This is a genomic window from Mesorhizobium sp. M0019, assembly GCF_040323975.1.
GTDB lineage: Bacteria > Pseudomonadota > Alphaproteobacteria > Rhizobiales > Rhizobiaceae > Mesorhizobium.
Genome location: NZ_JAMYVK010000015.1, coordinates 54,157 through 73,753, shown reverse-complemented (window position 1 = coordinate 73,753; position 19,597 = coordinate 54,157). Strand labels below are relative to the sequence as shown.

Annotated in this window: 21 protein-coding genes, 1 tRNA gene and 1 pseudogene; 10 read left to right on the top strand and 13 right to left on the bottom strand. The window is 62.3% G+C overall.

The annotated features are described in order from the left end of the window. Positions 1-77 precede the first annotated feature (77 nt). Complete coding sequence (locus NKK47_RS13580; protein ID WP_352577252.1) at positions 78-1,085, bottom strand: iron ABC transporter substrate-binding protein; 1,008 nt, start codon at positions 1,083-1,085, stop codon at positions 78-80. A 202-nt stretch (positions 1,086-1,287) separates the two neighbouring features. Between NKK47_RS13580 and NKK47_RS13575 the strand changes: the two genes are divergently transcribed. After that, positions 1,288-1,830 (top strand): sigma-70 family RNA polymerase sigma factor, encoded by a 543-nt coding sequence (locus tag NKK47_RS13575; protein WP_352489432.1) that lies wholly within the window; start codon positions 1,288-1,290, stop codon positions 1,828-1,830. 1 nt (position 1,831) lies between these two features. Beyond that, positions 1,832-2,470, top strand: coding sequence for an NrsF family protein (locus NKK47_RS13570; protein WP_352577200.1), 639 nt, complete (start codon positions 1,832-1,834; stop codon positions 2,468-2,470). Between the two features lie 8 nt (positions 2,471-2,478). Here NKK47_RS13570 and NKK47_RS13565 read toward each other — a convergent pair whose 3' ends face one another. From NKK47_RS13565 to NKK47_RS13535, 7 genes are all read right to left on the bottom strand, one after another. Further along, a complete protein-coding gene (locus NKK47_RS13565; RefSeq protein WP_352577198.1) occupies positions 2,479-3,357 on the bottom strand; it encodes a 3-hydroxybutyryl-CoA dehydrogenase in 879 nt (292 codons plus the stop codon). Between the two features lie 114 nt (positions 3,358-3,471). After that, the gene (locus NKK47_RS13560) at positions 3,472-4,401 is read right to left on the bottom strand and encodes an electron transfer flavoprotein subunit alpha/FixB family protein (RefSeq protein WP_352577196.1); all 930 of its coding nucleotides are present in this window, start codon (positions 4,399-4,401) and stop codon (positions 3,472-3,474) included. A gap of 19 nt (positions 4,402-4,420) precedes the next feature. Continuing rightward, on the bottom strand, positions 4,421-5,170 hold the full coding sequence (locus NKK47_RS13555; RefSeq protein WP_023677947.1) for an electron transfer flavoprotein subunit beta/FixA family protein: 750 nt from the start codon (positions 5,168-5,170) through the stop codon (positions 4,421-4,423). A gap of 208 nt (positions 5,171-5,378) precedes the next feature. Continuing rightward, positions 5,379-6,182, bottom strand: a complete 804-nt coding sequence (locus NKK47_RS13550; RefSeq protein WP_352570548.1) for a rhomboid family intramembrane serine protease — start codon at positions 6,180-6,182, stop codon at positions 5,379-5,381. Between the two features lie 50 nt (positions 6,183-6,232). Next, positions 6,233-6,814, bottom strand: a complete 582-nt coding sequence (locus tag NKK47_RS13545; protein ID WP_023677949.1) for a cob(I)yrinic acid a,c-diamide adenosyltransferase — start codon at positions 6,812-6,814, stop codon at positions 6,233-6,235. Between the two features lie 29 nt (positions 6,815-6,843). Beyond that, entirely contained in the window at positions 6,844-7,035 is a 192-nt protein-coding gene (locus tag NKK47_RS13540) for a twin transmembrane helix small protein (protein WP_023677950.1), read from the bottom strand. A gap of 23 nt (positions 7,036-7,058) precedes the next feature. Then, positions 7,059-7,925 carry an SDR family oxidoreductase gene (locus NKK47_RS13535; protein WP_352577194.1) on the bottom strand — a complete coding sequence of 289 codons (867 nt, stop codon included), beginning with the start codon at positions 7,923-7,925 and terminating at the stop codon, positions 7,059-7,061. A 57-nt stretch (positions 7,926-7,982) separates the two neighbouring features. Between NKK47_RS13535 and NKK47_RS13530 the strand changes: the two genes are divergently transcribed. Next, entirely contained in the window at positions 7,983-8,837 is an 855-nt protein-coding gene (locus NKK47_RS13530) for a YihY/virulence factor BrkB family protein (protein ID WP_292656768.1), read from the top strand. Here the strand turns inward: NKK47_RS13530 and NKK47_RS13525 are convergent. Together NKK47_RS13525 and gluQRS are read right to left on the bottom strand one after the other, a co-directional pair. After that, positions 8,804-9,694, bottom strand: coding sequence for a DMT family transporter (locus NKK47_RS13525; protein ID WP_023677953.1), 891 nt, complete (start codon positions 9,692-9,694; stop codon positions 8,804-8,806). The two genes, NKK47_RS13530 and NKK47_RS13525, sit on opposite strands and share 34 nt — an antisense overlap. Positions 9,695-9,843: 149 nt before the next feature. Beyond that, positions 9,844-10,719: a tRNA glutamyl-Q(34) synthetase GluQRS gene (gluQRS, locus tag NKK47_RS13520; RefSeq protein WP_352577192.1), complete on the bottom strand. Its 876-nt coding sequence runs from the start codon at positions 10,717-10,719 to the stop codon at positions 9,844-9,846. Positions 10,720-10,841: 122 nt separating this feature from the next. Here gluQRS and NKK47_RS13515 point away from each other — a divergent pair, with 122 nt between their 5' ends. Both NKK47_RS13515 and NKK47_RS13510 read left to right on the top strand, forming a co-directional pair. Next, positions 10,842-11,483, top strand: coding sequence for a DNA-3-methyladenine glycosylase family protein (locus tag NKK47_RS13515; RefSeq protein WP_023677955.1), 642 nt, complete (start codon positions 10,842-10,844; stop codon positions 11,481-11,483). 129 nt (positions 11,484-11,612) lie between these two features. Further along, positions 11,613-12,170, top strand: a complete 558-nt coding sequence (locus NKK47_RS13510) for an HNH endonuclease (protein WP_023677956.1) — start codon at positions 11,613-11,615, stop codon at positions 12,168-12,170. A gap of 151 nt (positions 12,171-12,321) precedes the next feature. Here NKK47_RS13510 and NKK47_RS13505 read toward each other — a convergent pair whose 3' ends face one another. Both NKK47_RS13505 and NKK47_RS13500 read right to left on the bottom strand, forming a co-directional pair. Further along, entirely contained in the window at positions 12,322-12,840 is a 519-nt protein-coding gene (locus tag NKK47_RS13505) for a disulfide bond formation protein B (protein ID WP_023677957.1), read from the bottom strand. A 29-nt stretch (positions 12,841-12,869) separates the two neighbouring features. Further along, the gene (locus NKK47_RS13500) at positions 12,870-13,457 is read right to left on the bottom strand and encodes a YqaA family protein (protein WP_023677958.1); all 588 of its coding nucleotides are present in this window, start codon (positions 13,455-13,457) and stop codon (positions 12,870-12,872) included. Between the two features lie 373 nt (positions 13,458-13,830). Between NKK47_RS13500 and NKK47_RS13495 the strand changes: the two are divergent. The 3 genes and pseudogenes from NKK47_RS13495 to NKK47_RS13485 all read left to right on the top strand — a co-directional run bounded on the left by NKK47_RS13495 (position 13,831) and on the right by NKK47_RS13485 (position 16,840). Further along, positions 13,831-15,690: pseudogene (locus NKK47_RS13495) on the top strand (ABC transporter ATP-binding protein). 127 nt (positions 15,691-15,817) lie between these two features. After that, a complete protein-coding gene (locus NKK47_RS13490; RefSeq protein ID WP_352577190.1) occupies positions 15,818-16,597 on the top strand; it encodes a CPBP family glutamic-type intramembrane protease in 780 nt (259 codons plus the stop codon). Between the two features lie 158 nt (positions 16,598-16,755). Further along, positions 16,756-16,840, top strand: a tRNA-Leu gene (locus tag NKK47_RS13485). 378 nt (positions 16,841-17,218) lie between these two features. Here NKK47_RS13485 and NKK47_RS13480 read toward each other — a convergent pair. Then, positions 17,219-17,650: a winged helix-turn-helix transcriptional regulator gene (locus NKK47_RS13480; protein WP_352456668.1), complete on the bottom strand. Its 432-nt coding sequence runs from the start codon at positions 17,648-17,650 to the stop codon at positions 17,219-17,221. A 150-nt stretch (positions 17,651-17,800) separates the two neighbouring features. Between NKK47_RS13480 and NKK47_RS13475 the strand changes: the two genes are divergently transcribed. Both NKK47_RS13475 and NKK47_RS13470 read left to right on the top strand, forming a co-directional pair. Further along, on the top strand, positions 17,801-18,619 hold the full coding sequence (locus NKK47_RS13475; RefSeq protein WP_352577188.1) for an antibiotic biosynthesis monooxygenase: 819 nt from the start codon (positions 17,801-17,803) through the stop codon (positions 18,617-18,619). A gap of 149 nt (positions 18,620-18,768) precedes the next feature. Next, positions 18,769-19,506, top strand: a complete 738-nt coding sequence (locus NKK47_RS13470) for an SDR family NAD(P)-dependent oxidoreductase (RefSeq protein ID WP_352577186.1) — start codon at positions 18,769-18,771, stop codon at positions 19,504-19,506. The last annotated feature ends 91 nt before the right edge of the window (positions 19,507-19,597 follow it).

The window sequence follows — 19,597 nt, the reverse complement described above, 5'->3', positions numbered from 1 at the left end:
CTTGAAAACAGAGCGCTCCTGTGGAAAGCGAATTCCCACAGGAGCGCAGTCGGTTGCCCTTTTAGGACGAACGCCGGCTAAAGCAAGCCGGCCGCCGTCATCAGGTCGGTCACCTTTTTCGAGTTCAGCGTCGTCGGGTCGACTTTCGGCGCCTGCAGATCGGCCAGCGGCACCAGCTTCGGATTGGACTCGGCGCCCTTGCCGACTGCGTATTCGAACGAATCGCCTGTTTTCAGCACGTCCTGGCCGCCATTGCCGGTGACCCATTTCAGGAAAGCCTGCGCTTCCTTCGGGTGCTTGCTCGAGGCCAGCACGCCGCCGCCGGAAATCGAGACGAAAGCACCGGGATCCTGATGCTTGAAATAGTGCAACTCGACGTTCTTGCTGTTCTCGCCGGTCTTGGCCTGATCGCCGTAGTAGTAATAGTGATAGATCACGCCGCCTTCGACCTCGCCGGCATTGACCGCCTTCATCACCGTGCTGTTGCCCTTATAGGCGGTAAAATTCTCCTTCATCGCCTTCAGCCATTCGGCCGTCGCCGCCTCACCCTTGAGCTGCAGAAGCGCGCTGACGATCGCCTGGAAATCGGCGCCGGAGGGCGAAGCGGCCCAGCGGCCCTTCCAGCTCGGATCGGCGAGATCGAGCAGCGATTTGGGCAGCTGGTCGGCGCTCAGCTTGGTCTTGTTGTAGGCAAAGACGGTGCTGCGCGCGGCGACGCCGACCCATTTGCCGCTCGCCGGCTGGTACTCCTGCGGAACCTGGGCCAGCGTCTCGGTGCCGACCGGTGCGAACAGGCCGGCCGCCTCGACTAATGCCATGGCCGGCGAATTCTCCGTCAGGAATACATCGGCGGGCGAAGCGGTGCCTTCCGCAACGATCTGATTGGAGAAATCGCTGTCGCCGCCATTGCGGACGGTAACCTTGATGCCGGTTTCCTTGGTGAATCCCTCCGCCCAGGCCTTGGTCAGGTTTTCGTGCTGGGCGTTGTAGACGACGATGCCCTCGTCCTCTGCTATTGCCGGGCCGGCGATCAGGCTGATTGCAAGTGCTGTCGCACCGGCAAGGGCGGAAAGAGCATATTTCATGGCGTCGTCCTCGATTTCGATGGTCTTTGGCTTGGCACGCTGCACCTACCAATACCTGACTGGTGCAGTCAACATTGCTGGCCCACTCAATCGCTCAAAAGGAGCAAACTTTCGTGATGCTCAGCTAATTTGCCTTGGACATTATTTCGCCGGCCCCGTAACAAATCAGCGCCGAGACGCGAATATCGGGGAGTGAACTCTTGTGAGCGGCAAGGACGAAGCCGAGCTTTCACGGCTGCTGCGGGCCGCGATCGCCGGAGACGAAAGGGCCTATGCCGACTTTCTGCACCGGATCGCCGCGCTCGTTCGTGGCTTTGCCCGGCGCAAGATCGTGCAGGGCGGGGTGGATCCCGAGGATGTCGTGCAGGAAACCTTGCTGGCCATTCATGTAAAACGACACACCTGGCGCCATGATGCGCCGGTGCTGCCTTGGGTCTATGCAATAGCCCGCTTCAAGCTGATCGATGCGTTCCGGCGGCGCGGTCGGCGGATCGAGATCGAGATCGACGAAATCGCCGAGACCTTTGCCGAGCCGGAATCGGAGACGGTGAGCGAGCGCGACGTCAACCGGGCGCTCGACAGCCTGTCGCCGGCACAGCGTTCCGTCGTCTCGGCCGTATCGGTCGAAGGCCGGTCAATCGGTGAGACCGCGGCCAAATTCGGCATCAGCGAGACGGCTGTGCGGGTGTCACTGCACCGCGGGCTTGCCGCCATTGCCAAACGGTTCAGGGCGGGGCGGGAATAACATGAGGACCGAAGATCTCATCAAGGCGCTCGACGCCGATGCCCGCAGCAAGGCGCTGCCGCAAGGCACCGCCTGGTGGCTTGCCGCCGGCGCGGCCATCGTGATCGCGGCCGCGGTTTTCTGGCTGACGATCGGCCCGCGCCCCGACATTGCGATCGCCATGCACACGATGCGGTTCCTGTCCAAATTCGTCTTCGCGATTGCTCTTGCCGCCAGCGCCTTTGTCCTGGTGCGTGGGCTGTCGACGCCCGGTGCATCGACCGGCCGGGCGGTGAGCTGGATGGTCGCCGCGCCGCTGCTGGTGATTGTGGCTGTGATTCTCGAACTCTTCGCCGTGCCTGCGTCCGACTGGGGCACGCGCCTGGTCGGCACGAACATGGTCATCTGCTTGACCTTCATTCCGTTGATCGGGATCGGCCCGCTTGCCATCTTTCTCGCGGTGCTGCGCCATGGCGCGCCGACAAGGCCGGTGCTTGCCGGTGCGGCCGCGGGCCTGCTTGCCGGCGGGCTGGCGGCGACCTTCTATGCGGCGCATTGCTTCGACGATTCGCCGCTTTTCGTCGGCACCTGGTATACGATCGCGGTCGCCATCCTTGCCGTGCTCGGGGCGCTCGGCGGACGACTTTTTGTGCGCTGGTAGCGAGGCGATCAGCGTGTCGGAACGGGATGCTCGCCGCGATAGTCGTAGAAGCCGCGCCCGGTCTTGCGGCCGAGCCAGCCGGCCTCGACATATTTGACCAGCAGCGGGCAGGGGCGGTATTTCGAATCCGACAGCCCGTCATGCAGCACCTGCATGATCGACAGGCAGGTATCGAGCCCGATGAAATCGGCAAGCTGCAGCGGCCCCATCGGATGGTTGGCGCCGAGCTTCATGGCGGTATCGATGGCGTCGACCGAGCCGACACCTTCATAGAGCGTGTAGATCGCCTCGTTAATCATTGGCAGCAGGATGCGGTTGACGATGAAGGCCGGGAAATCCTCCGAGACGGTGATCGTCTTGTCGAGCTGCTTCACATAGGTTTTTGCCGCCTCGAAGGTCTGGTCCTCGGTGGCGATGCCGCGCACCAGTTCGACCAGCTTCATCACCGGAACCGGATTCATGAAATGTATGCCGATGAAGCGTTCCGGCCGGTCGGTCTGCGAAGCCAGCCGTGTGATCGAGATCGATGACGTGTTCGTCGCCAGGATGGCCTCGGGGTTGAGCTGCGGGCAGAGCTGGGCATAGATCTTGCGCTTGACCGTCTCGTCCTCGGTCGCTGCTTCGATCACCAGATCGACGCCCGCAAGGTCGGCCATGGCCGGTGCCGACGAAATGCGCGCCATCGCCTCATTGCGCAGCTTTTCCTCGAGTTTGCCGGAGCCGACCTGACGGGCCATGTTGCCGCTGATCGTAGCGATGCCCTTTTCGATGCGGTCGGGCGAAATATCGTAAACCAGCACCTTATAGCCCGCCAGCGCCGACACATGGGCGATGCCGCCACCCATCTGGCCCGCGCCGATGATGCCGATCGTCTCGATCTTGCTCATTACCCGATCCCGTCGAGGCCTTTGCGGCCCGTTTTTTGTGCAGTGCAAACTAAAAGGGCGGGGCGACTTCGTCTACCCCACCCCTCAGAATTTAATACGCTTTGGCAGAAGGCGTCAAAGCGCCTTTTGCAGTTCCGGCAGAATGACGAAGAGATCGCCGACGAGACCGTAGTCGGCGACCTGGAAGATCGGCGCTTCCTCGTCCTTGTTGATGGCAACGATCACCTTCGAATCCTTCATGCCGGCAAGGTGCTGGATGGCACCGGAGATGCCGACGGCAATATAAAGGTCGGGCGCTACCACCTTGCCGGTCTGGCCGACCTGCCAGTCGTTCGGCGCATAGCCGGCATCGACGGCGGCGCGAGATGCGCCAACCGCCGCACCGAGCTTGTCGGCGACCGGCAGGATGACCTCCTGGAACTTCTCGGAGGAGCCCAGCGCACGGCCGCCCGAGATGATGATCTTGGCCGAGGTCAGCTCTGGACGGTCGGTCTCGGAGAGCTTGTTCTCGACAAAGCTCGACAGGCCGGGATTGGCCGCCGCCTGGACCGTCTCGACCGGCGCGGAACCGCCCTCGGGTGCTGCCTGGAAGGAAGCGGTACGCACCGTGATGACGTTCTTGGCGTCACTGGACTGCACCGTCTGGATGGCGTTGCCGGCATAGATCGGCCGCTTGAAGGTGTCGGGCGACACGACTTCGATGATTTCAGATATCTGGGCGACATCGAGCAGCGCTGCCACGCGGGGCGCGACGTTCTTGCCCGATGAGGTCGCCGGCGCGATGATCGTCTCGTATGGCTCAGCAAGCGAAACGACGAGTGCCGCCAGCGGTTCGGCGAGACGCTCGGTCAGTTCGTCGGCGTCGGCGAGCAGCACCTTGGTGACGCCCTTGAGCTTGGCGGCGGCGTCCGCTGCCGGCTTGGCACCTTTGCCGGCAACCAGCACATGCACGTCCGAACCGATCTGCAGCGCCGCCGAAAGCGCCTTGGCGGTCTGGTCGGAAAGCGCAGCGTTGTCGTGTTCGGCAATCAGAAGAATTGTCATTTTTTATCCCTTCCTGGCCTTACAGCACGCCGGCTTCGTTTTTCAGCTTGTCTACCAGTTCGGCGACGCTCTTGACCTTGACGCCCGCCTTGCGGCCGCCCGGCTCCTCGGTCTTGATCACTTTAAGCCGCGGCTTGACATCGGCGCCGTAATCGGCAGGGCTCTTCTCGTCGAGCGGCTTCTTCTTGGCCTTCATGATGTTGGGCAGAGACGCGTAGCGTGGCTGGTTCAGCCGCAAATCGGCCGTGACGATCGCCGGCATCTTCAGTTCCAGCGTCTGCAGGCCGCCATCGACCTCGCGCGTCACCGTGGCCTTGTCACCGTCGAGCACGATCTTGGAGGCGAAGGTGCCCTGCGCCCAGCCGAGAAGTGCGGCCAGCATCTGGCCGGTCTGGTTGGAATCGTCGTCGATCGCCTGCTTGCCGAGAATGACAAGGCCGGGCTGTTCTGCCTCGACGACGCCCTTCAGCACCTTGGCGACGCCCAGCGGCTCAGTCTGCTCGTCGGTCTTGACCAGGATGGCGCGGTCGGCGCCCATGGCGAGCGCCGTGCGCAAGGTCTCCTGTGCCTGCTGCGGCCCGATCGACACGACGATGATCTCTTCGGCCTTGCCAGCTTCCTTCAGCCGGATCGCCTCTTCGACCGCAATCTCGTCGAACGGGTTCATCGCCATCTTGACGTTGGCGAGTTCCACCGCCGAACCGTCCGCCTTCACCCGGACCTTGACGTTCGCATCCACAACCCGCTTCACGGGCACAAGGATCTTCATTTGCCTGTCACCTCTTTCACGATAGTCTCTTCACGCTCGTCGGGCGCGCTATAGCAGCGTGCACCTCTTCAGAGTTGTCGAAAGCCGACATTCCGGACGGAATTCTGGTCTTCGCCACGCCAGTAGGGTGGCGCTTCCGTAGTTGCGGCGACCCCGCGCGTCAATATCCGGGGCGCACTCGGATCCTCGGCGAAGCACTCAAATCGGTTCAGTCCGGACCGGAAACGGTCCCACGGCCCCAGCGCGGCGCCGGCTGCGCAGGTTGTGGGTCGCTTGGCGCCGGCTCCACGGCTACGGGCACCGGACCGGCGACCACGGCCGGCTCCTCGTCTGCGCCGGCGAGTAGCGGTACGCCGCGGCTGCGCAAGACAAGCACCAGCACGGCTCCAGCGATGATGCCGCCAATATGGCAGGCCCAGGAAACCTGATCCTCGCCCCCCTGGGCGAACATGAAGATCTGGAACAGGATCCACAGGATCAGCGGGATGAAGGCCGGGATGCGCAACGGGATGCGCGCGAAGACCAGCACCCATACCTTCACCCGCGGATAAAGGATCAGATAGGCGGCGACCACACCGGCGATGGCGCCCGACGCGCCAATCAGCGGCACCGGCGAATCCCAGGCAACCAGACCCTGGAAGAAAGCGCCGGCGATGGCGCAAAGCAGGTAGAAGACGAGGTAGCGGACATGGCCGAGTGCATCCTCGACATTGTCGCCGAACACCCACAGGAACAGCATGTTGCCGCCGAGGTGGAAGATATCCGCGTGCAGGAAGGAATAGGTCAGATAGCTCAGGCTCTCCGGAATGACGACAAATTGGGGAGCGAGCTCGACGCTGTCATGCACAACCGACGGGATGAAACCGAGGCCCAGCACCGCGGCGTTGGCGAAATCCTCGCCGCCCAGTGTGGTGACAAAGTAGATCAGCACGTTGAGCGCGATCAGGCTGATCGTCACATATTGCAGCTTGATGTGCCGCAGCCGGTTGGTGTCGTAAAGCGGGATAAACATCAGGCCTCTCCCGCTTCCAAAACCTGAAGATCGTGGATGACCCGGCAGATTCAGCGGTTCTTGCCGGGAACCCATAGCACGTCGGCATTTCCGTTGTCATTGACCGCGCGTGCGGCGACGAACAGAAAGTCCGAGACACGGTTGATGTATCTTATCGCCTCGCGGTTGACGTGCTCGTCCGGGTCTTGCGACAGCGCCACCATGATGCGCTCGGCGCGGCGGGCCACCGTGCGGGCGAGGTGAAGGGCAGCCGCTGCCGGCGTACCGCCGTTGAGCACGAAGGATTTGAGCGGCTCAAGGTCCTTGTTGAGGAGATCGATATCCTGTTCGATGCGGTCGGTCTGCGAGGCGATGATGCGCAACGGCTCGTAGTCGAGCGGCTTGCCATTATCGGGGACTGCCAGATCGGCGCCGAGGTCGAAAAGGTCGTTCTGGATGCGGCCGAGCATCGCATCGATCGCCGGATTTACTGCCGCGGTATGAATGCGGGCCATGCCGATGCAGGCATTGGCCTCGTCGACCGTGCCGTAGGCGTCGATGCGAAGGTCGGATTTCAGCCGCCGCTCGCCAGAGCCGAGGCCTGTGGTGCCATCGTCGCCAGTGCGGGTGTAGATCTTGTTGAGCTTGACCACGGGTTACCTCCCGGCTGGTGGCTGCTGCGTCACTTACGGGTGAAATACACCGCCAGCATGATCAGCACCAAGGCCACGAACTGCAAGAGCACGCGCGTCTGCATCAGTTTGTTGGAGGTCATGCTGGAGCCGCCGCGCATCATGTTGATGAGGCCGCGGATCAGTACGATCACCACGGCGACCATAACGAGAACGGCGAGGATGTTGAAGACGGTTGCCATGGTGTGTTCCAGTTGGATTGCGTTCAGGCGCGTTTGGCGAGCAGACGGTAGAGTGCCGATGACGGCAGGATGCGTTTAAGGATCGCGCCGATCCTGGCCGGCACAGTTACCACATAATGCGGGCGCGGGCGCCGCGACAGAAGCGCATGATGCAAGGCGGAATAAACCACCTCCGGCCCGGGCTTCAGCCGCGATGTGCTGCCGCCGGCCCGCAGCCGTTTGAGTTGCGCCGCATAGGCGAGGCGATGAACGGACTTCTCGTGATCGATATTTGCCAGGAACCACGCAAGGCTGTTGCTGGCGATCTTCGATTTCACCGGCCCCGGCTCGATCAGCGAAACATGGATTCCGCTGCCGAGGAGTTCTTGGTAGAGGGACAGCATCAGCCCTTCGATAGCGTGCTTCGATGCCGAGTAGGCGCCGCGGAAAGGCACCGGCGCCAGGCCGAGGATCGACGAGCAATGAACGAGACGACCATGGCCTTGGCGGCGCATCACCGGTACGACACGGCGAGTGAGGTCATGCCAGCCAAAGACATTGGCCTCGAACTGCTGCCGTAAAGCCTCGACCGGCAGGTCCTCGACGGCGCCGGGCTGTCCGTAGGCGCCATTGTTGAAGAGCGCATCGAGCCGGCCGTCGGTCCGTTCCAGCACCGACGTCACCAGCGCCTCGATCGATCCGGACTCGGTGTAGTCCAGATAAAAGGCCTCGATGCCGTCGGCCTCGAGCGCAGCGATATCTTCGGGCTTTCGGGCCGTTGCGAACACCCGCCAGCCTTCCTTCTTAAGAGCATGGGCGCAATAGGCGCCTATACCGGAAGAGGCACCTGTGACAATGATGGTGCGCAACTCTTCTCCGGGAGGAATGGTGGTTTGACCTAGGGTTGTCATTTACCGCAAACCCTTCCCATATTCGCGGCGTCGGGACAATCGAAGGGAACGCGGTTCTTGTTGCGGAAGATCGTAGCCCTCAAACGCGTCCTCTACGACGCGCTCGGCCATTTCAACACCGACGACGGCTGGGCAATGGCCAGCCATCTGGCGATCACCGCGCTGATGGCGCTTTTTCCTTTCCTGATCTTCGCCACGACGCTGGCGAGTTTTTTCGGCGCGCAGGCTTTCGCCGACACCGCCGTGCACCTTGTGTTCGACACATGGCCCGAGCAGATCGCCAAACCGATCGCGCGCGAGGTGCTCAACGTGCTTACCGTCCGGCGCAGCGACCTGTTGACCTACGGTATCGTGCTTGCCGGATATTTCGCCTCGAACGGCATCGAGGCGCTGCGCACCTCGCTCAACCGGGCCTATCGCGTCTCGGAAACGCGCGGCATCATCTACCGGCGGGTGCAGAGCATCATCTTCGTGCTGATCGCGACGGCCGGGTTTTTGGCCATCAGCGTGCTGCTGGTCTTCGCGCCATTGCTGGCACGGCTGGCCGAGTCGCATTTCGAATGGATAAAACCCTATATGGGCACGATCACGCTGTGGCGTTACGTCATCGCCTCGGTAGTCATCATCGGCGGCCTGTTCGCCGTGCATTTCTGGTTGCCGGCCGGCAAGCGCCGCTTCGTTTCGATCGTGCCTGGCATCATCTTCACGCTGGTCGGCTGGCTCATCGGGTCGACCATCTTCGCCGCCTATCTCGATCATTTCTCGTCCTATGTGACGACCTATGCCGGCCTCGCCTCGATCATGATCGCCGTCGTGTTCCTCTATATCGTCTCAGCGATCTTCATCCTCGGTGGCGAGCTCAACGCCGCGATCAGCCGCTATTTAGAGGCGCGTGCGCGCGTCGGCGGCTGAGCCGTCGCCAGCCCGACGCCGAGCGTCGCGATCGCCATGCCGGCGATCTGGAGCGGGCTCAAGTGCTCACCGAACAATGCCCAGGCGATGACCGCGGTGACAGCCGGCACGAGGTAAAACAGCGAGGCGACCTTCGACATTTCGCCGTCGCGGATCATCACCATCAACAGGAAGATGGCGCCGATCGACAGCACCAGCACGAGCCAGGCCATGGCGAAGATCAGTTCGCCGTTGACGATGACCGTTCGGGTCTCGAAGGCGAGCGAGGCCAGAGCCATCACCGATGCGCCGCCGACATATTGCCAGAACGTGGCAGCCACCAGATCGCCGCCGGAAGCAAAGCGCTTCTGCCAGATGGTGCCGGCGCTCATGCCGAGTACCGAGACCAGCGAGGCGCCCAGTGTCTCGGCCGTCACGCCGCCGCCGAGCGCACCGAGCTTCGGCCAAAGCACGATCACCACGCCGATCAACCCGAGGCCGAGACCGGCCCAGTGGCGCGGCAGGATGGCCTCGCCGAGAAGCCGGCCGGCGAGCACTGCCGTGATCAGCGGCTGCAGGCCGACGATCAGGGCTGAAAGTCCGGCGGGCATGCCCCGGTGGATTGCCCAGAACACGCCGCCGAGATAGATGCCATGCATCAGGATGCCGGCACCGGTCGCGTGCAGCGCCTCATCGCGGGTGGCGCGGCTCGAACCAAGTGCGGCCATCAAAGCGACAAGCAGGATTGCGGCCAGGACAAAGCGCGCGGCCAGGAACGTAAAGGGCTCCGCCCACGGCATGGCATAGCGCGCGCCGATGAAGCCGGTCGCCCACAGGACGACGAAAGAGGCGGGGATGAACCGCTTGAGGCTGTGCATTTCCGGAGGCCGCGATGAATTCGGGTGAGGGATCGATTGCGGCGACTGCTTAATGCCGTTCGGGCCGGCAAGCAAAACCAAACGGTTGATCCATAGAGTCATTTGAATTGAAGGAGCGCCGTTGATGGCCGCGAGCTCACCGGTCTAGTCTAGAAACCGACCAGCCGCTTGAGATCGGCGGGCGATGCGCCCGCCTTACGCTGGGCGGCAAGGCCGGTATCGCCAAGGCTCTTCGACAGTTTTCGTCCGTCCGGGCCCAGGATCAGGCGATGGTGAAAATAGGCCGGCTGCGGCAGGCCAAGCAGTTGCTGAAGCAGCCGCTGCACGCTGGTCGCGGAATAAAGGTCCTGGCCGCGCACGACATGGCTGACGCCCTGCAGCGCGTCGTCCATGGTGACGGCGAGGTGATAACTGGTCGGGATTTCGCGGCGCGCCACGACCACGTCGCCCCAATCCTGCGGATGGGCTTCGACACGACGCGTCGCGGAGAGCGTCTCGTCCGTGTGTTCGGCCCATGACAGGTCCTTGCCGGCGCGCGCTATTGCCGCATCGACGTCCAGCCGCCAGGCAAATGGCACATTTTCGGCGACGCGCCGCTTGCGTTCGCTCGCCGTCAACGCCTTGTCGGCGGCGGGATAGAGCGGCACGCCGTCCGGGTCGCGAGGCCAGTCGCGGCCGCGCTTTTCGCTGTCGGCGATGAAGGCGCGGATCTCACTTCTGCTCATGAAGGCCGGGTAGACAAGTTCTTCCTTGATCAGCCGCTCGAGCATCGCCCGATATTCGGCAAAATGCTCGGACTGGCGGCGCACCGGTTCCTCCCAGCCAAGCCCCAGCCATTTCAGGTCGCGAAAAATGCCTGCCTCGAATTCCGGCGTGCAGCGTGTCGTATCGATATCCTCGATGCGCAGCAGCAGGCGTCCGCCCGCCGCCTTTGCCAATTTCTGATTGAGCAGCGCCGAATAGGCATGGCCGAGATGCAGTTCGCCGTTCGGGCTCGGCGCGAAGCGGAATGTCAGCAGTGTCATTGTCCGGCGGCAATCGGGTTGTGTGGCGCTTTCGCCAATTGCTACTTTGCGCCGGTGGCGTCGTGCGTCCAGAGGGACACGTGACGAAGCGTGCGGCACTTTTGATTTTGGAACAAGCAGACATGCAACGCATCGCCAGTCTCGACGACATTGCGCAAGGGCTGGATAGGCTATGCTTACTCGACCCACGCCTGGAAAAAGTGCGCGGCATGGCCGGCGAGGTGCCGCTCAGGCTGTCGGAGCCGGGGTTCAGGAGCCTTGCCTCGATCGTCGTTTCACAACAAGTGTCCCGCGCGAGCGCCGATGCCATCTTCGGCCGGCTGACGAGACTGCTCGATCCGCTGACGCCGCAGGCGATACTTGCCGCCGACGAGGCGATCTTTCGCGAGGCCGGGCTGTCGCGGCCCAAGCAGCGCGGCCTGGTTGCCGTCGCCCGGGCGGTGGCCGAGGGACTCGACCTCGATCACCTGTGCCGGCTCGATGCAAGCGAGGCGATCGCGGCCATGACCAAGGTGCCGGGCATCGGCTCGTGGACGGCTGAAGTCTACCTTTTGTTTGCCGCCGGACACCCAGATATCTTTCCGGCGCGCGATGTTGCGTTGCAGAGCGCGGTCGGCCATGCACTCGGCATCGACCCGCGTCCGCCGGAGAAAATGCTGATCCGGCTTGCCGAATCATGGAGCCCGTGGCGCGGCGTCGCATCGCGGCTTTTCTGGGCTTATTATCGCGAATTGAAGGGCAGGGATGCCGCGCCTCCGGCCTGAATCCGCAAAAAAGCATTGAAATCATGCGTTTTTGAGACCCGGCATGATCGACAATCCGCTTCACATCCCTGTCATGTCGGGCTTACAGTATCCGCGTCGACCGGTTCTAGGGTGAAGGAGGTCAACGACGTGACGGTTGCCGTATCTCCGGATGGGCTTCCAGCGCTGGTGCTGAATGCGGATTACCGTCCGCTCAGCTATTACCCCCTGTCGCTCTGGTCCTGGCAGGATGCCATCAAGGCGGTGTTCCTCGAGAGGGTGAACATCGTCGCCGAATACGAACACGCCGTCTCTTCACCGACCTTTTCGATGAAGCTGCCGAGCGTCGTCAGCCTGAAGGCTTACGTGAAGCCGTCGAGGCATCCGGCGTTTACCCGTTTCAACGTCTTCCTGCGTGACCGTTTCCAATGCCAATATTGCGGCACGCCGGACGATCTGACGTTCGACCATGTCATTCCTCGCCATCGCGGCGGCGCCACGACCTGGGAGAATGTCGTCGCTGCCTGCTCGCCCTGCAATCTGAGGAAGGGCGGCATGATGCCGGCCCACGCCAAGATGTGGCCGCTGCAGAAGCCCTACCAGCCGACGGTGCATGATTTGCATAATAACGGCCGGCTGTTCCCGCCCAACCATCTACACGAAAGCTGGATGGATTATCTGTACTGGGATGTCGAACTTGAGCCGTGAGATCATCCGATAATTCGGGAGGCTGGCCGTCTGAAGCGATTGTCTGCGCTTCCGATGCTCACGGACCAATGTCCGCTCCGCTTCGGTTCTCGACAATCACTCCACCCGACTCAGCCTGCCGAATTCTTGGATGATCTCGTGTCGCGCTAAATCAGTCGCGGGCAAAGGCGCCGCGGAAGGCGACGACTGCCAGGACAAAGCTGGCGATGGCGTTCCAGCCGGCCAGCGACAGGCCGAGGATGCGGAGCGCCGCCTTGTCGCAGGAGGGCGGGACGAATTTGTCGAGCGCATCGAGCACGCCCTTGCCGCCGGTGTCCACCGGCCCGGCGGCTGCGGTGCAATCGGTCGGGCCTGGCCACCACGCCCATTCGACGCCGGAGTGATAAACGCCGAGATAGACGCCGTAGAGCATCAGCAGGCCGCCAACAGCCAGCAGGCCACGGCTTACCCAGGCGGGCGCGTGAAGAGCCGACGCAAGCACCGCCAGCAGCATCAAGGGCACGCCGACGTAGTAAGGCGTGCGCTGCTCGAGGCAGAGCTTGCAGGGGATATAGCCGCCGAGATACTGGAAGGCCAGCGCCGAGCCGACCGTGGCGGCCATGGCGACAGCGAGAAACAGGGCGGTGCGCAGCCGCTGGCGTCCGGTATCGGCATTCACGGTCGCTGTCATCGGACTCAGTCCATTCGGTTCGATGTCGTTCAGACGGCGTATTTGACGACGATATAGAGCAAAATCAGGGCAGCGGCGGCGGCGCCTGCAATCTGGCCAAGGCGCTTTTCGATGAAGTGGCGGATCGGCTCGCCATAGCGGCGCAAGAGCCAGGCGAGAAACAGGAAGCGAGCACCGCGCGCCACGATTGCCAGCACGATGAACAGCAGCAAAGGAACACCGATGACGCCCGACAGGATCGTCACAACCTTGATCGGCGGCAGATGGGCGAGGCCGGAGGTGACCAGCATCAGGATGATGAAGCCGACACCCGATGAGACGCGCATCGCTTCGAACTCGTCATATTTGCCATAAAATTCGAGGATCGGCCGCGCCACCGCATCATAGGCATAATGGCCGATGAACCAGCCGGCGATGCCGCCCAGCACCGAGGCGACGGTGGCGACCAGCGCGTAACGATAGGCGCGATCCGGCCGTGACAGCGCCATCGGCAGATAGAGGACGTCGGCCGGCACCAGGAACACCGAGCTCTCGACGAAGGCGATGAAGGCCAGCCACCATTCGGCGGATTTGCTCGCCGCCAGCGACAAGGTCCAGTCGTAAAGTCCGCGAAGCATCGGCACTCCTAATGCACGCCCAAACCAGAAGCGGTCTTGGGATCACGACATGTACAAACAAGACTTGGAAGCGCCCCGCATCAACCTCGTCGGACAAGGTGCGCTTCAATGACATGCGCCGCCTGTCTAGAAAGATTTTCCGCGCTGCACAATGGCAGCTGCTTCACGAAATCGAAAGGCTGAGGCTTGAGCGAGCCCAGATGTCGCGATTTGGCCAGTTGACGAGCAAGCCATGGCGTCGAACACTTGCCCGCTGAAGTGCGTCAAGGCAGTTTCCAATTACATCGTGGGTTTTCCGGTCGAACACGATCCGTGTTTAAATACCGGCGATTCCTGTCGCATCCTCTCTCCCTGCTTCGCCCTTTGCGCCGCCATGTCGTTGTCTGATTTCATTTATCGCCCCTTTGAGAAGCTCATCCGTCCGCTGGATATTCCACCCGCGCCGCTGCCTGCGAGCGGGCCGTTTGCACTGCTCCTGCATTTTGCGCGGATGTTCCGCGGCACCCTTGCGGCCATTACCGTCCTGATGATGGCGGTCGAGGGGATTCAACCTTGCGACGATTTGGGGGGCCTCGTTCGTCGTCGATGGGGTGAGCGCGAAGGGCGCGGCGGTTTTCCTGCAGGAGGACTGGCCGACGCTGGTCGTGCTCGGCGTGCTGGTTTTCCCCGTGCTGCCGTTGCTCATCTTCGTGGGCAATGCGCTGAACTCGCAGACGGTGGCCGTATGCATGCCGGCGGCGATGCAGTGGCAGGGCCACAAGGCGGTGGAACGTCAGGATCTTGCCTTCTTCCACGACCTCTTCGCAGGTCAGGTGGCGTCGCGCATTTCGCAAGTCGCATCCGCCGTGCAGCAGCAGATCGTCGTGGCCTTCTACAGAATACCGCTGTTTCTGGTGCAACTCGTCGGGTCGCTCGTTCTGCTTGGCGCGTTGTCCTGGCCGCTGGCGCTTCCGGTTTTCCTCTGGATCTCCGCCAACATCGCCATTGCGGTGGTGGCGGTACCCCAATATTCCGAGCGGTCGCGCCGCTCGGCGCGGGGGCGAAGCCTCGTGGTCGGCGCCATGACCGACCTCTACAGCAACATTCAGATGGTCAAGCTGTTTGCGGCGGAAGACAGCGAGGCGGGCGCGATGCGGACCGTGATGGAAAACGCCATCGAGACCCAGCAGCGCGAAAGGCGCATCTATCTGACGACCGATATGGGCGTCGTCCTGCTCAACGTTGCCCTCTTTCTCACCAACGTTGCCATAGGGCTCTGGGGATTTGTCGCCGGCTTCGTCACGTTGGTCAGTTCGCCGCTTCGATCGCCATCGTGCAGCGGCTCAATGCCAACTCCCGTGCCTTCCTGCAGATGGGCCAGCAGATTTTCCAGGCGGTGGGCACGATCCGCGACGCAATGCCGGTCGTGACGACGCCGCCGACCATAAAAGACGCGCCGAACGCCAAGCCGCTCGACGTCACGGCCGGCGAAGTCGAGTTCAAGAACATCCAGTTCGAATACCGCGAGGGGCAACGGGTGATCGAAGACCTGTCTCTCACCGTGCGCGCCGGCGAGAAGGTCGGGCTCGTCGGCCTCTCCGGGGCCGGCAAGTCGACCCTTGTCAGCCTGCTCCTGAGGTTCTTCGAGCTGAAGGGCGGCGCGATCCTGATCGATGGGCAGGATCTCCGCAGCGTGACCCAGGCCAGCCTTCGGGAGAGCATCGGCGTCGTCACCCAGGACGTCTCACTGCTGCATCGCTCCGTCGGCGACAACATCCGTTATGGCCGGCCCGATGCCCCGCCGGAGGCGTTGGAGCGCGCCGCGATGCTGGCCGAGGCCGACGGCTTCATCGCCGATCTCAGAGATGGCGAAGGCCGCACCGGCTACGACGCTTTCGTCGGCGACCGCGGGGTGAAACTTTCCGGCGGCCAGCGTCAGCGCGTCGCGATCGCCCGGGTGTTGCTCAAGGACGCGCCAATCCTGGTTCTCGATGAGGCGACGTCCGCATTGGACAGCGAGGCCGAGGCGGCGGTCCAGGACAAGCTCGCTCTTCTGATGGAAGGCAAAACTGTGATCGCCATCGCCCATCGCCTGTCGACGATTGCCAGGATGGACCGGATCGTCGTCCTCGACAAAGGCCGCATCGTCGAGGAGGGAAAACCATCGGCGCTGCTGGAGCGCGACGGGCTCTATGCCCGACTGTGGAAGCTTCAGACCGGCGGCTATATTGCCGACGCCCTCGAGGAGATGTGAGCCGCCCTCGGTGATGATGTTTTTGCTCATGGCCGGCTCGATACATTCTGCTTTCACTCCGGAAACCGGACTTGGCTGAACTCGTTTCCACCATAACGTTCGGAAGCCGATCCCAACTTCATCGATCATGAGCGAAGCCATAATCCCGAACTCCCGTGCCGCCATTCTCGAGCGGCGATCTGCCGGCGCGCTGACATGGTCCGGCCCCGCCCTGATGTTGTTCGCGCGGTCGGCTTTCGCTGTTGCCGCGCAGGGCCTGGTTGCGGCCGTGTACGCTGCGCACGGTTCGGCGACGCCCTGGCGCGACGCAGGGGCTTGGCTGCCGGTATACGGCAGCTTGATCGACGCGGGCTGCCTTGGACTCCTTTGGTGCCTTGCGCGGCGCGAGGGCATCACGTTGCTCGATTTGGTCGGTTTCGATCGCAACCGCTTGGGGCGCGATCTGTTGTTGGGCGTTGCGCTCATCCTCCCGAGCCTCGTTTTCATCTACGTTGGGATCACCGCCAGCAGCCTGTTGGTCTATGGCAACCCTGACGCACCGCAAATATACGGACCTTTGCCGCTCTTGCCTGCGCTCTACGGGGTGCTGATCTTTCCGTTGGTCTGGGGCATTACGGAGCAGACCACCTATAACGGCTATCTTCTGCCGCGTTTCCAAGTCTTGTCGGGAAGCACGGGATTTGCCGTTGCCGTCGTAGCGTTTTCCTGGTCGTTTCAGCATGCGGTGATGCCGCTGACGTTCGACCCGCATTTCATGCTCTACCGGCTCTTGGCACCCATCGCGCATTCGACATTCATCACCCTCGTGTACCTGCGCGTGCGCCGCATCCTGCCGCTGGCGACGGCGCATTGGCTCATGGATGGGGCGTCGGTATTCATCGGCATTCTGTGGCCGCTGTTGCGGTAGAAGGGTTCAAACGGGACGAGATGCCCGCTATCGATCGAAGCGCCGTATCACGAAAACCGAAAGGCTGGGCTCGAGCTAGATGGGATCTCGGGAATTGGCCAGTTGACGAACAGGCCTCCAACCGTATAGTCCGCGCCCATCCAGGCCGCCCGGCCTGAGCCCCTATGGCGGAATTGGTAGACGCGCTCGACTCAAAATCGAGTTCCGCAAGGAGTGCTGGTTCGATCCCGGCTAGGGGCACCACTTTTTAAATTCCCACCCACTTCTTATTGAACCTAATGGCGTGGATGGGATCGTCCAGCGACGCGCCCGACCGTGGCCGAATGATTGCACCTTGCCTGCTGCCGCGAGCTGCTCGAGCTTCCGCTGAACGGTGCGCGGACCAGCCCCAAGCGCAAATCTGGCGTTCCTCACCGCACGCGATCAGGCGTGCCGCGGTCCCGCAAAAAGACGTTGCCGCAAAGTCGATCGCTGCCCGACGGACATGTTTCCTCCCGCGAACTACCCACCAGACCCGGCCCACAGATGCAACCTCGGGAGGTGAGATATGCGGTAACATTATGGCACAATGCGAAACAGCTTCGTCTTGGATCGTGCTGCGGGCCGGACCCGCCGCCGTGCCTAGCGCAGGGCCGCCACGACGTCGGCGAAGTCGGCCCGCTTGCCATTGCCGGCGCGACGCAATTGCACCTCGACGGGCTTGCCGTCGGATTGGTCGCAGTAGACGATGGGTCCGGGCCGCACCCATTTGTCGCCCCACTCGGTCAGCGCGATAATGACCGTTTTGAATTCCAGCCCCTTCCGGGTCAGGACGTAGTCGGCCTGCTCGCCGGCGGCACCCGGGCGACGGTCCATCAGGCCGGCCTCGACGAAATCCTCGAGGCGCTTGGCCAGGATGTTGGTGGCGATCCCCAGGCTCTTCTGGAATTGCGAAAAGCGCGTGCAGCCGCCGAATATCGCGTCGCGCAGGATCAACAGGCTCCAGCGCTCGCCGACCAGTTCCAGGGCCCGTGAGGCCGAGCAGTTTTGTTTTTCATAGAGACGACCAAGCATGGTGTGAACATACCCTATTGACTTGCATCATGCAAGTATGCATTGTGCTTGCATGATGCAAGCGACAGAGATCGAGAGAGCGTCGCTCCACTTCATCGCCCGAGATTTCGGGTGTCCATCAACCAATCAGATCCAGACAGGAGATATGTCATGAAAAAGGAAGAAGATTACACGACGTCATTCGTCGTTAAGCAAAGCCCCGAAGAGGTTTTTGCCGCGGTTGTCAATCCGCGAGCCTGGTGGTCGGAAGATATAGTTGGCGATACCAATAAGCTCGGTGCGATATTCTACTATCATTTCAAGGATATCCACCGCGGCACATTCAAGGTCACGGAGCTTGTGCCTGGCAAGAAGGTCGTCTGGCACGTCGTCCAGAACTACTTCAACTTCGTCAAGGATGCGACCGAGTGGACCGGCACGGACGTGGTCTTCGAGATCGCGCCGACCGAAAAGGGGACCGAGCTGCGTTTCACCCATGTCGGGCTGAAGCCGAGTGAAGAATGCTACGATGTCTGCCATGACTCCTGGCGCTTCTATGTCGCGAGTCTCCGCGACCTGATTTCGACGGGCAAGGGGCAACCCAACAAGGGCGAAGAGAACGCCAACCCAACGGTCGTGCCGCAAAGCGAGGATACCCGCACCGCCGAGCGCAAGGCGGCAGGCGATGGCGCCGGGATGATCGTCATGACGACGGCAGCGGCGAAGCCCGGCATCGAAAGCAAGGTGCGGAATGCCCTGCGGGACGTGGCGGGGGCGGCCCGCAAGCAAAGCGGGTGCATCGACTATAGCGTCTTTCGCTCGGAGGCAGAGCCCAACGTTACCATCTGCGTCGAGCGCTGGGCATCGAAGCAGGAGCGCGACGCTTTTCTACGCTCGGCGGACGCGAAGAATTTCGTTTCGGCCATAAGCGGCGCCTTCCTGGAGCGGCCTTCGCCGATCTCCTACACGACGTTGGAAGTCGGGTCCTAATTGCAAGGTTCGCCTGGTCACCGCGCCGGCTGCCCTGGAGCAATGCAACGGGGGAGACGGCGTCCAAGCGTGGGAACAGAAAACCATAACCTACTTGCATGATGCAAGAACGAATGGCTTGCATTCATGCAAGAGGAGGAGAGATCGCCGTGCCGAAATCGATGGAAGTCACAAACAAAGCCGTTCTCGTGACCGGGGCCAATCGCGGCCTCGGCAAGGCGCTGGTCGAGGAAATATTGAGGCGGGGTGCCAAGCGCGTCTATGCCGGCGCGCGCAAACCGCTCGCCCACGCGGATCGGCGCGTCACGCCGCTGATCCTGGACGTGACCGATGCGGTGCAGATTGGGGCGGCTGTCGAGCGGATCGGGTCTCTCGATATCCTCATCAACAACGCCGGCATCGGGCTCTACGACGATCTTGGCGATCGTGCTGCGCTCGAGCGACACCTCGCCGTCAACCTGCTCGGCGTGCATGGCGTAACCCACGCATTCCTGCCGCTGCTCACGCATTCGCGCGGCGCCGTGGTCAACATCCTGTCGGAAGCGGCTCTCGTTCCCTTCCCGATTATTCCGTCTTACTCACTGTCGAAGGCCGCCGCGTTTTCCATGACGCAATCGCTGCGTGCTCTCGCCGGCGCTCGTGGCGTGAGCGTTCATGCAGTCCTGTCCGGTCCCATAGACACCGACATGAGCAGAGACGCCGATATACCGAAGAGCTCCGCGGAGAGCGTCGCGAAAGGCATCCTGGACGGCATGGCGCGAGGGGAAGAGGAAATCTTCCCTGATCCAAAATCGGCATCCATGGCCGAGAGCTGGCGCGGAAGCGCGTTCAAAGCGCTCGAACGCCAGATGGCGGCTTTCGTCCAAGCCATGCCCGGCGAGCCATAGGCGACTGGCCATCGATGCGCTGCCAGCATTTGCAATTCAGCGCCCCACAGTGGAGCGGAACATCATGCTGTTGAACGCAACTTCCCCGGTT

Coding starts and splice junctions, on each gene's coding strand:
- NKK47_RS13580 (WP_352577252.1), bottom strand. CDS start 1,085: ATGAAATATGCTCTTTCCGCCCTTGCCGGTGCGACAGCACTTGCAATC.
- NKK47_RS13570 (WP_352577200.1), top strand. CDS start 1,832: ATGAGGACCGAAGATCTCATCAAGGCGCTCGACGCCGATGCCCGCAGC.
- NKK47_RS13565 (WP_352577198.1), bottom strand. CDS start 3,357: ATGAGCAAGATCGAGACGATCGGCATCATCGGCGCGGGCCAGATGGGT.
- NKK47_RS13560 (WP_352577196.1), bottom strand. CDS start 4,401: ATGACAATTCTTCTGATTGCCGAACACGACAACGCTGCGCTTTCCGAC.
- NKK47_RS13555 (WP_023677947.1), bottom strand. CDS start 5,170: ATGAAGATCCTTGTGCCCGTGAAGCGGGTTGTGGATGCGAACGTCAAG.
- NKK47_RS13550 (WP_352570548.1), bottom strand. CDS start 6,182: ATGTTTATCCCGCTTTACGACACCAACCGGCTGCGGCACATCAAGCTG.
- NKK47_RS13540 (WP_023677950.1), bottom strand. CDS start 7,035: ATGGCAACCGTCTTCAACATCCTCGCCGTTCTCGTTATGGTCGCCGTG.
- NKK47_RS13535 (WP_352577194.1), bottom strand. CDS start 7,925: ATGACAACCCTAGGTCAAACCACCATTCCTCCCGGAGAAGAGTTGCGC.
- NKK47_RS13525 (WP_023677953.1), bottom strand. CDS start 9,694: ATGCACAGCCTCAAGCGGTTCATCCCCGCCTCTTTCGTCGTCCTGTGG.
- gluQRS (WP_352577192.1), bottom strand. CDS start 10,719: ATGACACTGCTGACATTCCGCTTCGCGCCGAGCCCGAACGGCGAACTG.
- NKK47_RS13515 (WP_023677955.1), top strand. CDS start 10,842: ATGCAACGCATCGCCAGTCTCGACGACATTGCGCAAGGGCTGGATAGG.
- NKK47_RS13505 (WP_023677957.1), bottom strand. CDS start 12,840: ATGACAGCGACCGTGAATGCCGATACCGGACGCCAGCGGCTGCGCACC.
- NKK47_RS13500 (WP_023677958.1), bottom strand. CDS start 13,457: ATGCTTCGCGGACTTTACGACTGGACCTTGTCGCTGGCGGCGAGCAAA.
- NKK47_RS13490 (WP_352577190.1), top strand. CDS start 15,818: ATGAGCGAAGCCATAATCCCGAACTCCCGTGCCGCCATTCTCGAGCGG.
- NKK47_RS13480 (WP_352456668.1), bottom strand. CDS start 17,650: ATGCTTGGTCGTCTCTATGAAAAACAAAACTGCTCGGCCTCACGGGCC.
- NKK47_RS13475 (WP_352577188.1), top strand. CDS start 17,801: ATGAAAAAGGAAGAAGATTACACGACGTCATTCGTCGTTAAGCAAAGC.